At 45.3% G+C, this 13,698-nt stretch carries 10 protein-coding genes; 5 read left to right on the forward strand and 5 right to left on the reverse strand.

The annotated features are described in order from the left end of the window. Positions 1-24: 24 nt before the first annotated feature. A complete protein-coding gene (locus AB4585_RS10175) occupies positions 25-1,128 on the reverse strand; it encodes a PEGA domain-containing protein (protein ID WP_017065149.1) in 1,104 nt (367 codons plus the stop codon). Positions 1,129-1,611: 483 nt separating this feature from the next. Between AB4585_RS10175 and AB4585_RS10180 the strand changes: the two genes are divergently transcribed. The 4 genes from AB4585_RS10180 to putP all read left to right on the forward strand — a co-directional run bounded on the left by AB4585_RS10180 (position 1,612) and on the right by putP (position 8,148). Next, positions 1,612-2,436, forward strand: a complete 825-nt coding sequence (locus AB4585_RS10180) for an AraC family transcriptional regulator (protein WP_372169734.1) — start codon at positions 1,612-1,614, stop codon at positions 2,434-2,436. A 181-nt stretch (positions 2,437-2,617) separates the two neighbouring features. Then, positions 2,618-5,755, forward strand: a complete 3,138-nt coding sequence (gene putA / locus AB4585_RS10185) for a bifunctional proline dehydrogenase/L-glutamate gamma-semialdehyde dehydrogenase PutA (protein WP_372169736.1) — start codon at positions 2,618-2,620, stop codon at positions 5,753-5,755. Positions 5,756-5,766: 11 nt separating this feature from the next. Continuing rightward, positions 5,767-6,471 carry a 1-pyrroline-5-carboxylate dehydrogenase gene (locus AB4585_RS10190; RefSeq protein WP_372169737.1) on the forward strand — a complete coding sequence of 235 codons (705 nt, stop codon included), beginning with the start codon at positions 5,767-5,769 and terminating at the stop codon, positions 6,469-6,471. 150 nt (positions 6,472-6,621) lie between these two features. Next, on the forward strand, positions 6,622-8,148 hold the full coding sequence (gene putP, locus AB4585_RS10195; protein WP_170930181.1) for a sodium/proline symporter PutP: 1,527 nt from the start codon (positions 6,622-6,624) through the stop codon (positions 8,146-8,148). 88 nt (positions 8,149-8,236) lie between these two features. On the opposite strand, the gene AB4585_RS10200 is transcribed toward putP, so the two are convergent. After that, on the reverse strand, positions 8,237-8,758 hold the full coding sequence (locus tag AB4585_RS10200; protein WP_372169739.1) for a MerR family transcriptional regulator: 522 nt from the start codon (positions 8,756-8,758) through the stop codon (positions 8,237-8,239). Positions 8,759-9,467: 709 nt separating this feature from the next. Continuing rightward, a complete protein-coding gene (locus AB4585_RS10205; protein ID WP_017071239.1) occupies positions 9,468-9,638 on the reverse strand; it encodes a hypothetical protein in 171 nt (56 codons plus the stop codon). A 278-nt stretch (positions 9,639-9,916) separates the two neighbouring features. On the opposite strand from AB4585_RS10205, the gene AB4585_RS10210 reads away from it, so the two are divergent. Beyond that, on the forward strand, positions 9,917-10,405 hold the full coding sequence (locus AB4585_RS10210) for an Lrp/AsnC family transcriptional regulator (protein WP_004732526.1): 489 nt from the start codon (positions 9,917-9,919) through the stop codon (positions 10,403-10,405). Between the two features lie 108 nt (positions 10,406-10,513). On the opposite strand, the gene AB4585_RS10215 is transcribed toward AB4585_RS10210, so the two are convergent. Both AB4585_RS10215 and AB4585_RS10220 read right to left on the reverse strand, forming a co-directional pair. Next, positions 10,514-11,218: a hypothetical protein gene (locus AB4585_RS10215; protein WP_017065155.1), complete on the reverse strand. Its 705-nt coding sequence runs from the start codon at positions 11,216-11,218 to the stop codon at positions 10,514-10,516. A 286-nt stretch (positions 11,219-11,504) separates the two neighbouring features. Further along, a complete protein-coding gene (locus AB4585_RS10220) occupies positions 11,505-13,355 on the reverse strand; it encodes an ABC transporter ATP-binding protein (protein ID WP_372154615.1) in 1,851 nt (616 codons plus the stop codon). Positions 13,356-13,698: the final 343 nt, after the last annotated feature.

Below are 13,698 nucleotides of genomic sequence, written 5' to 3' on the forward strand. Positions count from 1 at the left end.
TCAGGCTCTATATACAAAGGGTGTTTAGCTTTCTTTGCTAGGAAGAAGCTTAACCCAAATCGTGTCGCTGCCGTTGATGGTAACTGTGCGGTTGTAAGACTCGTAACCTTGTTTTGAAATGGTTACTTGGTGACGACCACTTGGTAGCGCAACCTCAAGAGGGGTGCTGCCATACTTAATGCCGTTGATGGTTACTGAGTCGTTGTACTGATCAGAACGTACCGTCACGTTAGCCCACTGTTTGTCACTCTTCTTAACGACTGCTGCGTCACTGCCTGTTAAACAGTAGCGAGTCGAAACATTCAATAGGTTACATGCTGCAACTGCTTCAGGTTTTGCTTGAAGTTGAGCTTGCATCTGCATGAAGTAAGAGTTGTTACCAGAGAAGCCGCTCTTGATCGCTTGGCTGTCTTGAACATGGATATTCAGCTGAACACCTTGTAAGTTTTGCTTCGCAAGTGTGCTTTCTGTGAGCTGCTCAAGTAATTGGCTCTTGAACGTTTGCACGGCTTTTTGATTGGTCAGGTGTTTACCCTGTGCAGTACACTCACCAAGTGTCATTGTTGATGAACATGTGGTGGTATAGCTGGTTTCAAGCACCGCACTTTCACGCAGTTCTGTTGCGATACGTTTTACGCGAGCTTCAACTTTTGACTCTCTCAAGTTTGCCAGCTCATTATTCAGGCGAGCTTGCTTTTGCTTGATTTGAGAAAGGTGAATTTCGCTCTCGTTGATCGCTTGTTCGTTATCTAGCTGAGACGATTGATTCTCTTTAACCGCAGCCCAAGCGTCTTGGTAACTTTTCTGGAAAGAGACTAAATCTGTTTCTGGATCTTCAAGCAAGCGACTGTACTGTTTGTCGAGTACAGACTTGGCTCTGTTACGTTTTGCCTTAAGTTCTTCACCTTCGCGCAACAACTTGCTGTTCTTGTTTTGAAGTTGTTTTAGGTTTTCAGTCGCCGATACTTTGGTTGCTGAAATACGCTCAATATCTGAGTTTTTCTCTGTTAGCTTTGCATCGATAGCTGAAACGGGATCGACTTGATTCAGTTCTTCAGCGGATACCGATGCAGATACCCAAAGTGGGGATAGCGCAAGTAAAAGCGCTGAAATTCGAAAGTTAGTCATAGGTCCCTGCAACTTGTAGATTGAAAATTGGCTCGTTAATAAAGTGTCTACTTCCTAGTTGTGAGTCACTAGTTATTAGCAATTAACACAGTACCCGTCTTTATACCGTTTTATTGCTATCCAATCTACTCAAAAGCCAAGTTTCGGTACTTCGGATACACTTTTTACAGGCTTATAGCCAATTATTTGAGCTATATAAGAAAATTTATTCATTATGTTGGCGTGAAAAAGCATTTATTGACCACATGGTTTTTCGTGCTTGTGTGATTGCTTGTGAAGTCCCTAAACTCGCCGGAACGATTGGTTTTACAATGCCCGTAGTTTGTACACTCTTGATCATCCTTCCGGAGGCATGATCAAGATGATCGCGATAATGATCTTTTCATTCTCGCGAGCAAATAACTCTCATGAGCATTTACAAATTCATCTTATGCGCATTTAAGAGTATTATTCTTACTATGTTGACCCGAGTATTTTTCTGTCATGTCTAAACCTTTACCCTTTCCTAACCTAGACCTTTCTCCGCTAGGCCTTACTGGCCCTCGTCCTGCTGAGATCATCACTTTGCCATCGCATATGGATTGCCACGATCATCATTATTCTCAGGTGGTGATTGGTTTAAAAGGTCAGGCGGAATTTGAAGTGAGTGGTAAGGGGAATCTTGTTGGCCCAGGACAAGGTTGTGTGGTGACGGCGAGCTCTGATCATGCTTTCGGTGGTGTGGTCGGTCAGTCCGATATTTTGGTGCTTAACATGCCCGTGCCGAGTGACGACGACCCGCTGATGCTAGAGAAGATTAATCAGCTCGAGTCTTCGAACGTCTATTTCCAATTAGATGCGCAAATTCAAAAGCTTATTCATATGCTGGTACAAGAGATGCTGGCGAGCCCTGATGACCTGCTATTAAGCCGTGCCTGTAATGATACGGTGATCGCACTGATGCAAAGACACATCTCGGCGTTTGAAACCTCAATCAAGGATTCACGTTTTGATCTTGAAGCGCTGGATCGTTATATCGAGCAACACCTCGCAAACAAGATCTCCGTCGCGCAGCTTGCGGGTAGTGTGTTCTTGGGTGAAAGCCAGTTCCATATGTTATTCAAAGAGCAAATGGGCATTACCCCTCACCAGTACGTTCTTGGCAAGCGCATCGACCGTTCTCGTCGTTTAATTGAACAAGGTAATCTAAGCCTTGGTCAGGTCGCTGAACTGGCTGGTTTCTCCGGTCAATCTTCCTTTACTCACACCTTTTCACGCCTTCAAGGCATGTCACCATCCCAATACAAAAAGAAAATTTCTGTTAAATAGTGAAACAAAACGGCATATTATTTTAAAGTTTCATATGTGACCTTGTGTTTGTTTTGTTAATAAAGCGAGTTTTTAGCAAAAAACTCGGAGTTTTTGACAAGTAATCCTTATATACTCTAAATACACTGCAGCCATTGTAGAGATCCCGAACTCTTTTCGGGTGTGAGATTAAGGAAAACGCATGTTTACAGCTACTGATGTGTTAAAGCCAGAATTCAATGAGCAGTCGCTTGCTGATCTTTGGACGCTTATCTCACCATTATATATGGTGGATGAAACCCAATGGCTAGAGCAACTTCTGCCGCTAGCTACCCCTTCTGAGTCTGAAAAGCAGCAAATTACAGACAAAACGACGTCGTTGATTGAGTCTATCCGTGCGGATAAAACATCTATTCAGATGATCGACGCCTTGTTGCTTGAATACAGCTTAGATACTCAAGAGGGCATCTTGCTGATGTGTCTGGCGGAAGCCTTGATGCGTATTCCTGATTCAGCAACGGCTGATGCACTGATTCGCGACAAGCTAAGCGTTGCGGATTGGAAGTCTCACCTAAAGAATTCTGATTCGGTTTTTGTTAACGCTTCAACTTGGGGCTTAATGCTAACAGGCAAGGTGGTTGGACTTTCATCGAACGAGCAGAGTGCTGGACAAGCGGTTAACCGTTTAGTGAACAAGCTTTCTGAGCCGGTAATTCGTAAAGCGATGCACCAAGCGATGAAAGTGATGGGTCACCAATTTGTTCTTGGCCGCAGCATTGCTGAAGCGCAAAAGAACGGTAAGTCGATGCGCGACAAAGGCTTTACCTACTCATACGACATGCTAGGTGAAGCAGCACTGACCACAGCTGACGCAAATAAGTACTTTAAAGATTACCTAATGGCGATTGAAGCCGTAGGTCGAGACACTTATGTCTCTTCAAAATCTAGCCCAGCGCCATCTGTGTCTATCAAGCTTTCTGCACTTCATCCTCGTTACGAAGTGGCGAACGAAGACCGCGTACTGACTGAGCTATGCGACACGCTAGAGCAGTTACTGCGCCGTGCGATTGAGCTTGATGTTGCGATCACGATTGATGCAGAAGAAGCGGATCGCCTAGAGCTTTCGCTTAAGTTATTCGAAAAACTGTATCGCAGCGAGCTAGTGAAAGGCTGGGGCAAGTTTGGTCTGGTTATTCAAGCGTATTCAAAGCGTGCGTTACCGGTTCTAGTTTGGCTAAACCGCCTAGCAAAAGAGCAGGGTGATTTGATCCCGCTTCGCCTAGTGAAAGGCGCGTACTGGGACAGCGAAATCAAATGGTCACAACAAGCGGGCTTTACTGATTACCCAGTTTACACACGTAAAGAAGCGACAGACGTAGCTTACCTTGCATGTGCACGTTACCTATTGAGCCCAAGCGTTCGTGGCAATATCTTCCCGCAGTTTGCGAGCCACAATGCTCATACGGTTTCTGCTATTGCAGTAATGACCGATCATAAAGACTTTGAATTCCAACGCTTACACGGCATGGGTGACTCGCTTTACAACCATGCGATGGAAGCTTACCAACAGTCAGTACGTATTTACGCACCGGTTGGCAGCCACAAAGATCTACTGCCATACCTAGTACGTCGCTTGCTAGAAAACGGCGCAAACAGCTCGTTTGTACACCGTCTAGTTGATGCACGTTGCCCTGTGGCAGAGCTGACTCAACACCCAGTCGATATGCTTCTGGCGTTCGATACATTAAACAACACTAAGATTCCTCTGCCTCCAGCGGTATTCCCTGAGCGTAAAAATTCATACGGTGTGAACATTGATATCGAAAGCGAAGCGCATCAGTTTGAAGAGCAAGTAAAAGGCTTCTTAAACAATCAATGGACTGCGGGCCCTGTGATCAACGGTGAATCTCTTGCCGAAAGCATGATCAAGGCTGATCAGAACGTTGAACAAGTGACTGCACCTTATGATCGTCGTATTAATGTGGGTCAGGTGGCTTTTGCTAACCTTGATCATGTTTCCGTAGCGATCACTGGCGCAGACGCAGCATTCGCTGATTGGAACGCAACATCGGTTGAAACCAAAGCGGCAGCGCTTGATAAGTTAGCTGACCTGATGGAAGACAACCTAGCTGAGCTGGTGGCGATTTGTCATCAAGAAGCGGGTAAGACGATTCACGACAGCGTTGACGAAGTGCGTGAAGCTGTCGACTTCTGTCGTTACTACGCAAAACAAGCGGATAACCTACAAGGTTTCGAACTAAAAGGTTTTGATGGCCAAACACGAATTGCTTCTCGACAAGGTCGTGGCGTGTTCGTTTGTATTAGCCCTTGGAACTTCCCTCTAGCGATTTTCCTTGGCCAAATTACAGCAGCTTTAGTTGCGGGTAACACGGTTGTGGCTAAGCCTGCAGAACAAACAAGCTTAATTGCAGCTCGCGCAGTGGAATTGATGAATGAAGCGGGTTTCCCTGCTGGCACGATTCAGTTACTACCGGGTCGTGGCGCTGAGATCGGCAGTGCGCTAACCAGTCATGATGCGATTGCGGGCGTTGCCTTTACGGGGTCAACACCAACAGCACAACGTATCAACGTGTCATTGGCGAGTCGTAACGCTAAGCCTGTTCCGTTTATCGCGGAAACCGGTGGTCAGAATGCGATGATCGTCGACAGTACCGCACTGCCTGAACAGGTAGTCCGTGATGTTATTCGTTCGGCATTCGCTTCTGCAGGTCAACGTTGTTCTGCGCTACGTGTGCTTTACATTCAAGAAGACATTGCAGATCGCGTGATTGGACTAATTCACGGTGCGATGGATGAGCTAAGCGTTGGTATTCCACATCTTCATAAAACGGATGTGGGCCCTGTTATCGACCAAAACGCGAAACAGAAGTTGTTGGCACACTTAGAAAACATGACCAATACCCAGAAGAAGGTGGCTCAACTTTCTCTAGGTACGGATTGTGAACATGGTGACTTTGTTCCACCAAGTGCGTTTGAAATCGATGACATCAGCTGCTTGAAAGAAGAACAGTTTGGCCCTGTGCTGCATATCGTACGCTTCAAAGCGAGTGAGTTGACACAAGTAGTAGACCAAATCAACCAAACCGGTTTTGGCCTAACTATGGGTATCCACAGCCGTAACGAAACAACTTATCGTTGGATCGAGAAACACATTCGTGTGGGTAACTGCTACATCAACCGTGACCAAGTGGGCGCTGTTGTTGGGGTTCAACCATTCGGTGGTCAAGGCTTGTCGGGTACAGGCCCTAAAGCGGGTGGTCCTCACTACCTATACCGCTTTACTGATGTTCATTTTTCTCAATCACAAGACAAGGCATAAGGAGCAGTATCATGGTTCATCAAGTGACAGGTTTTTCTGATGCTTTGTTAGCGTGGGAACAATGGAATCTTACCGACTTTGATCATAAGAGTGCTCAGGTACTTTCATTTAAATCAGAGATCGAAAGCCAATCTGCGCCTCTGGCAGCGGTGGCGACTTATCATCTAGAGCAAGCGTCTGCGCTGCTTTCTGAGCATCACCTAATGGCGGGTCCAACGGGCGAAACCAATGAGCTGTATGCCGCAGGCCGCGGTGTGGCTTTGGTGATTGTTGATGATTGCGAAGAGAAGCTGCCGGCACTGCAAACTGCAACAGCGATGATTACTGCAGCACTATTGGCAGGTAACAGCGTTCAATTGTGCAGTGATGACGTGCAGTTCAACACCTTAATTGCTGATGCTGCAAAACAAGCGAATCTACCAACTAACTTAGTACAGGTTTCCTCGTATGACGCTGCTCAACAGCTGCTGTCTTGCGATGTACGAAGTGCAGGTTACGTGGGTAATTTACAAACGGCACAAGCTATCAATTTACAGCTTGCTAAGCGTGACGGTGCAATCGTCGGTTTAGTGGCTGAAACGGATCTGGCGACAATGAATGTTGCTAATGATCCACACCTATCGCTGCGCTTCATTACCGAGCGTACGCGAACTATAAATATAACAGCCGTGGGCGGTAACGCGACCTTGCTCGAACTTGGAAGCGAAGCTCACTAACCTTCAGTAAAATTGGCTCTAAGCTCCTTTGGTTGTTTCCATTTTTTGGTTTCTCCATTTTTGGATTCAACCCTTAGTGCTTTGGAGCCTGAATACCTAACTCAATGCACTCGCTTGCCTTTACGGTGAGTGTCTTGCATTGAATTAGGCATGGAAGGCTTTCTACAAAATGAGGACTATCAAATGATAGAAAACAGTTTTGCAATAACGACGACGTTCATTGCGTATCTAATTATGATGCTAGCGATCGGTGTTATTGCTTACAAACGTACATCTAACTCAACTGACTACTTCCTAGGTGGTCGTTCGTTAGGCCCATGGCCTGCTGCACTTTCTGCTGGTGCATCAGACATGAGTGGTTGGTTGCTACTTGGCCTGCCTGGTTACGCTTATGCTGCTGGCTTTGAAGCATTCTGGCTTGCTGGTGGCCTACTGGTTGGTACTTGGGCAAACTGGTTAATCAGTGCTAAACGCCTACGTACTTACAGTATTACAACTGAATCACTGACGCTGCCTGAGTTCCTATCTCGTCGCTTCAACGATAACTCTAAGCTGATCCAAACAATTTCTGCTTTCTTTATCCTTTTATTCTTCCTTTTCTACACAAGCTCAGGCTTGGTAGCAGGTGGTAAATTGTTTGAAACGGTATTCGGCCTAGATTACACAACTGCGGTAATCATCGGTACCGTATGTGTGGTTTCGTACACCCTGTTTGGTGGTTTCCTAGCGGTATCTTGGACTGACTTGGTTCAAGGCCTACTAATGTCTGCTGCGCTATTGATTGTACCAATCGCAGCAATGAACGGCGGCCTTGGCCAGTTATCTACTGACCTTCATAACATCAACCCAGAGCTACTCACGCTATGGAATGATGCGAAAGGTGAGCCTCTTTCTGCTATCGCGATCATCTCGCTAGCGGCATGGGGTCTAGGTTACTTCGGTCAGCCACACATCCTTGCTCGTTTCAAAGCAACGCGTAGCAATAAAGACTTAACAACCGCGCGTCGTATCGCGGTGGTATGGACTGCACTGTCTATGATTGGTGCAATGCTGGTTGGTCTTGTTGGTCTAATCTACGTAACGAACTCTGGTGCACCTAAGCTAGACGATGGCGAGAAGATCTTCATGCTTCTTGTGAACGCGATGTTCCACCCAGTAATCGCAGGTATCCTACTGGCGGCAATCCTAGCGGCAATCATGAGTACTGCGGATTCACAACTTCTTGTATCTTCATCTGCAATGGCAGAAGATCTGTATAAGCAAGTTCTGAAGAAAGACGCTACGTCAGAAGAAATTGTTCGTGTAGGCCGTTTCGCGGTTATCCTAATCTCTTTGATTGCACTTGTACTAGCGATGACGCCAGACAGTTCAGTACTTGGCCTTGTGTCTTACGCATGGGCTGGTTTTGGTGCTGCATTCGGCCCAGCTATCGTATTGAGCCTGTACTGGTCTCGTATGAACCGTAACGGCGCTCTAGCGGGTATCGTGGTTGGTGGTGTTACGATTGTACTTTGGAAACAGTTCACGGGCGGTTGGTTCGATGTGTACGAAATTGTACCGGGAATCATCCTATCGACTCTTTCTATCGTTATCGTGAGTCTAATTACGGGCGAGCCTGAAGACGAAGTTAAGAAGCAGCACGCTGAGTTCGAGAAGAACCTCGTTGAGCTAGACTAATTTACATTGTAAAACAGATGTGAATTAGCAAAGAACGTTAGCTAAAAAGAAATTGAAAAATAAAAGCAATAGAGTCACTTCGGTGGCTCTATTTTTTTGACCACTCTCTGATGCTCGCGACTTCTTGCTCATCGATATTCAAAGATTCCAAAAACTCTTGGTGAGAGGTAGGCTCCATCTTTTCAAACTGCTTGTGCCAGTTCTTCATATCCTTTTCGTCAAACCCAGCATTCTTCATCACCCGTACCCAGCGCTCTTTTGTCAGCATCTTCTGCTCTAGCAACTCAGGTTGTTCAAGTAACATCACAATCGCTTTCTGCTGTTGACGTAGGTTCTGAATTTCCTTTTCCAAGGCGTTGAACTGATTCACTAGTGTCTGCTCTTGTTTCACATCGTCTTTGCGATCAAGCAGAGCGCTTATTTCCTGGATAGACAAACCAAACGATCGGTAAGAGATAATGCTCTCTAACCGAGCTTGCTCTTTTTTTCCATACCAACGATATCCATTATCGGAGCGGCTGTGAGGTAAAAGCAGCCCGGCACGCTCGTAGTAGAGAATGGTGGTACGAGAGATGTTGTAGGCCTTGGCAATTTGAGTGACAGTGAGCATGTTCAACCTTATTGGTGGAGAGAGCTTGAACTAAATAGGCATGTTTAATTGATAGCCGAGTATTCTAATCGTCTCGTATAAAGGTGTATAGGTGATGGGTTTTGATTCGGCAATTTGAGCAGCCTACGATATCGGTATTTTGTTACTGAGGTACGACGTTTGTCGTACTTAAGATCGGAGTGAAATCAGACGTGAACGAGCGGTTATTGGGTTTTTACAATGTAAATCGAAGCGGTAGGATCTTGCGTGAGAAGGGAAAGATCAACTTACTCAATGGCGTGTGATGTCAAAAAATAAAACAGAAAAATGGCTATTTTTTGAACTTGGCGCTCACTTTTGTCATTAGCTCGGTGAATTGTGGAACCGAATTGGACATGATGTGTCAATTGTCAGTAACCACTAAAGACCTATAGGACAAAGGTATGCCTGATCTCTATTGCAAAGGATGTAAAAAAACAACACTACATAAGTCTATAATGAAACGTTGTGAATCAGAGCCCGAGACAGCTTCTGGCCGTATGATGCAATGGACGTCAAAACTATTTAGTGGAAACCTGTACTACGATATGGAAACTCAGCACTTCTGCCGCACGTGCAATTGTCGTTGCGAAACTGGAAGTGCTGTTCCCCAAGTTGGCCTAGCCTAACTCATAGTAAGTGCTTACTAACTTGATTCAAAAAACCTCCGTGCTAGGAGGTTTTTGTGTTTCTAAGCAGCCTTGAGTGCAAGCTCAGCTTCAATGGCATTGCCATCAATCTTCACTTCCCATCCATAGTTTGAGTATTCACTTGCTAGTGCCTGAGCAACATCTTTTGATACCGTTACGTGTGTCCATGAACCAATACCGTAAGGTTTATATGCGAGTTCTTGCGTTTTCATAATAGAGTCATCCTTTCTCTTTGATAATTATATTATTCACTTTGGCCTATATCCTTTCTTTCGTTTCCGGCTCAACTTATTTGTTAATCGGGTCATTTCTATAATAATTTGTTAATAACCAGAGTTTGATTTATAAGGGTTCTTATCTATTTGTATGTGTTTATATCTGGCGTGAATATCATCCGTGCATTTAGTTTTTAAATGTGTGAGCGAGGTTTTCTTCGATTGCACTTGGTATGGAATATACTGAGCGGAATTTAGAATGTTTAAGGAATGTTATGTCTCAGCATCAGCTCGATCGTATCGATAAAGAGATACTAAGAATTCTGCATATGAAAGGGCGTTTACCTGTTGTTGAACTGGCAAAACAGGTCAACCTTACGACGTCACCTTGCTCTGATAGACTCAAGCGATTGGAGAAAGAGGGCTACATCACGGGCTATCATGCTGAGCTTTGTTCAGAAAAGCTGGGACTCGATGTTCAAGTCTTTATCCATATCCGTCTCGATCAGACTAGCTTTTCGATCTTCGACAAATTTGCCCAAGCCGTGGAAATGATGCCTGAGGTGGAAGAGTGCTACTCACTGTCGGGTGACTTTGACACCATGATCAAGGTTCGAGTGAAAGACATGAAGGCGTACCAAGCGTTTATGGCCACCAAGCTGGGCACCTTGCCTGGTGTGATTCAGACACGTAGTGAAGTGGTGATTGAAGAGCATAAAAAGGGCTTCGGCGTGAACCCTGAGTTGTTGGCAACTCTAAAATAGTGGCCTAATTTCGCTTACCAACGTGATTTAGATATAAAAAATGGAAGCAATAAGCTTCCATTTTTTGTTGAGCGTCAGATAAAGAGCAACCCGATAAACTTGTTCGCCTTAAAGCGTAATGGCCGCAGAGATTAAGCCAATCACACCACCGAATACACCGCCCCAAACGACCAACCAACCAAGGTGTTTCTTGATCATGGTCTGAACCATCTCTTTAACCAGCTTAGGTGTTAGTTCATTCAAGCGCTGATCGATGATCGCCTCAATGTTTTCTTTGATTTCATCCATCATCGCAGGCGATTCTAGCTCGTCTTTGATGGCATTTTTTACAGAATCACTCTTGCTGATTTCAATCACAGATTCTTGCATCTTCTCAACAAACGGCGCTTTCATTGGCTCTAGTGCTTCTGTGCCACCAAACATTGCCAACATACCGCCAAACTGAGAGTTCTCGATAACATGCACCAGTGAGTCGAATGCAGGGTTAAAGTCGATCTTCTGAATCACAGGCTCTAGATTGAGCGACTTTCCTGTCATCTCGCTGCTTAGGAAGCGGTCGATGTTACTTTCTGTAAAGAATTGCTCCATCATCAGTTGCTTGATGGCTGCCTTGAACTCTTCAAAGCGCGCTGGAATCACTCCAGAACCGTATAGGCCGGGTACTTTCTCGAACAACATGTGAATCGCAAGCCAGTTGGTGATGGCACCAGAAAAGGCGAATAGGCCTGCATAAAGCAAGTATTGGTTTGCTGTCGCATAGCCGCCAGCAAGCAGCGCTAACGCGATAACGTTAGTTAAGACACTTTTGTTCATGGTTGATCTCTAGAAAGAATATTGCGCGCATTTTAAGAAAAAAACGCCAAGAAAAAAACAAAAGGATCGATGAAGTTTATTGGACAGGTAGCAAAGAGTGCCAAATAGCAGGCATAAAAAAGGCTAGCCTCCCCCCGAAGTCTAGCCTTATTCCAGAACGCGCAAGCGAGGCGTCTTTGGTGTTAATGTCATTATATAATTACGACATAACATTCTGCCATGTGTAATTTACCGCTAATAAACAAATTGCTGTGAATCACATCGCACTTTTAAAATAGCACAAAAATTAAGCGTTTGTAGCTTGCTCAAGGTCATCGGCAATGAAGCCACCGGTTTGGTGATTCCATAGCTGCGCATAAATACCATTCTGGTTAATCAGCTCTTGGTGCGTGCCTTCTTCTACGATATTGCCGGCATCAAGCACGATCAGGCGATCCATCGCTGCGATGGTCGACAGGCGGTGTGCAATCGCAATAACCGTTTTGCCTTCCATTAGCTCAATCAAGCTCTCTTGAATCGCTGCCTCTACCTCAGAATCGAGTGCAGAAGTTGCTTCATCGAGAACAAGTAATGGAGCATTCTTTAGAAGAACACGTGAGATAGCCACACGTTGACGCTGACCACCAGAAAGCTTAACGCCACGTTCACCCACTTGAGCATCGTAACCAACGTTGCCAAACGGGTCGGTTAGCGTTTCGATAAACTCATGCGCGTGTGCCTGTTTAGTCGCCGCGTATACCTCTTCGTCTGATGCTTCTGGTCGACCGTAAAGAATGTTGTCTTTGATCGAACGGTGCAGCAGTGAAGTATCTTGGGTCACCATACCAATGTTGCTACGCAGAGAATCTTGAGTAACGCTCGAGATCTCTTGGTCATCAATCAGGATGCGGCCACTTTCTACATCGTGGAAACGCAAAAGTAAGTTAACTAGGGTCGATTTACCTGCACCTGAACGGCCAACCAAGCCCACTTTTTCACCCGGTTTGATGTTGAGGTTTAGGTTGTTGATCACCCCCTTATTCTCACCGTAGTTAAAGCTTACATTGTCGAAGTTGATACCGCCTTGTGGAACCTCCAGAGGCTTCGCGTCTTTCTTGTCTTCAATAGCAATAGGCTTAGACAGAGTTTTAATGCCGTCAATCACGGTACCAAGGTTCTCAAACAGACCACCAATTTCCCACATGATCCATTTCGACATGCCGTTAATACGCAGAGCCAAGCTGACCGCAATCGCGATTGCACCCACGGTGATTGCGCTATCTAGCCATAGGTAGATAGAGATACCCGCAATGCTGAACACCAATAGATAGTTAGCGAATTCCACGCAGATGTTGAAGCCGGTTACCAAGCGCATTTGGCGGTGCACAGTATCTAGGAAGCCTTCCATGCCTTCTTCGGCGTATTCGGTTTCTCTTTTACTGTGTGAGAACAATTTCACCGTCGCGATGTTGGTGTAACTATCGACAATACGACCTGTCATTAACGATCGCGCATCCGCTTGCTCTGAAGACACGTCTTTTAGCTTTGGCACGAAGTGTAGTTGAATACCGATGTAAACGAATAGCCAAATCAGCATCGGAGCCATCAAGCGCCAATCTGATTCAGCAAGCATGAACAGCATCGCCGTGAAGTAAACCGTCACGTAGACAAACACATCGACCATCTTGGTCACAGTTTCGCGCACTGCAAGCGAGGTTTGCATCACTTTGGTCGCGACACGTCCGGCGAAGTCATCTTGATAGAAGGACAGGCTTTGCTTCAAAAGGTAGCGGTGTGCTAACCAACGAATCGACATTGGGTAGTTGCCCAGCAAAGTTTGGTGAAGCAATAGCGAGTAAACACTGATCAAGATTGGCATCACGACCAACAGCAGAACGCCGAGCCCCATCAGTGTCGACTCGTTGTCTGCTAAGAAAGTGTCCGGGTTGCTGGTTGATAGCCAGTCAACCAGTTGACCCATGTAACCGAACAGCGCAACTTCGATGATCGCGATGGTCATGCTCATCAATCCGAGCAAGATCAACGGCTTTTCAAAACCTCGAGTGTAATGGCGGCAAAATGCCAGTATTCCAGTAGGAGGTTGTATCGGCTCTCCCTTTGGAAAGGCTTCAGTAAAGCCTTCAAATTTCTTGTACATAGATTTCCCTTTATAAACTAGTGCATCTATAAGCGACTGCATCGTTGGTGCAGCTTTGTTTTTATAGTCTTGATTTGAAATTTTACCGTCTTAGTTTGAAATTATATAAGCGCCCATGGGTTCTTATAAGCATTGAGTCATTCGATGGGTGTTGTTCTAGCTCTTATCTAAGTACTTGGTTTAAGCGCTTAGCTTTAATTACTTAGCTTTAATCACTTGGTTTTAACGTTAATGCTTAGTTTTAAAGTTCATTACTTTGTTTAAGTGGCGAAGGAAAGATCCAAAGAGTGTCTTTCATGACGCTTATTTTAGATTGAATTAGACAGGAAAAGTTAAGCTTATT

It is taken from the genome of Vibrio sp. 10N.222.49.C9 (assembly GCF_041474985.1).
GTDB classification, from domain to species: domain Bacteria; phylum Pseudomonadota; class Gammaproteobacteria; order Enterobacterales; family Vibrionaceae; genus Vibrio; species Vibrio crassostreae_C.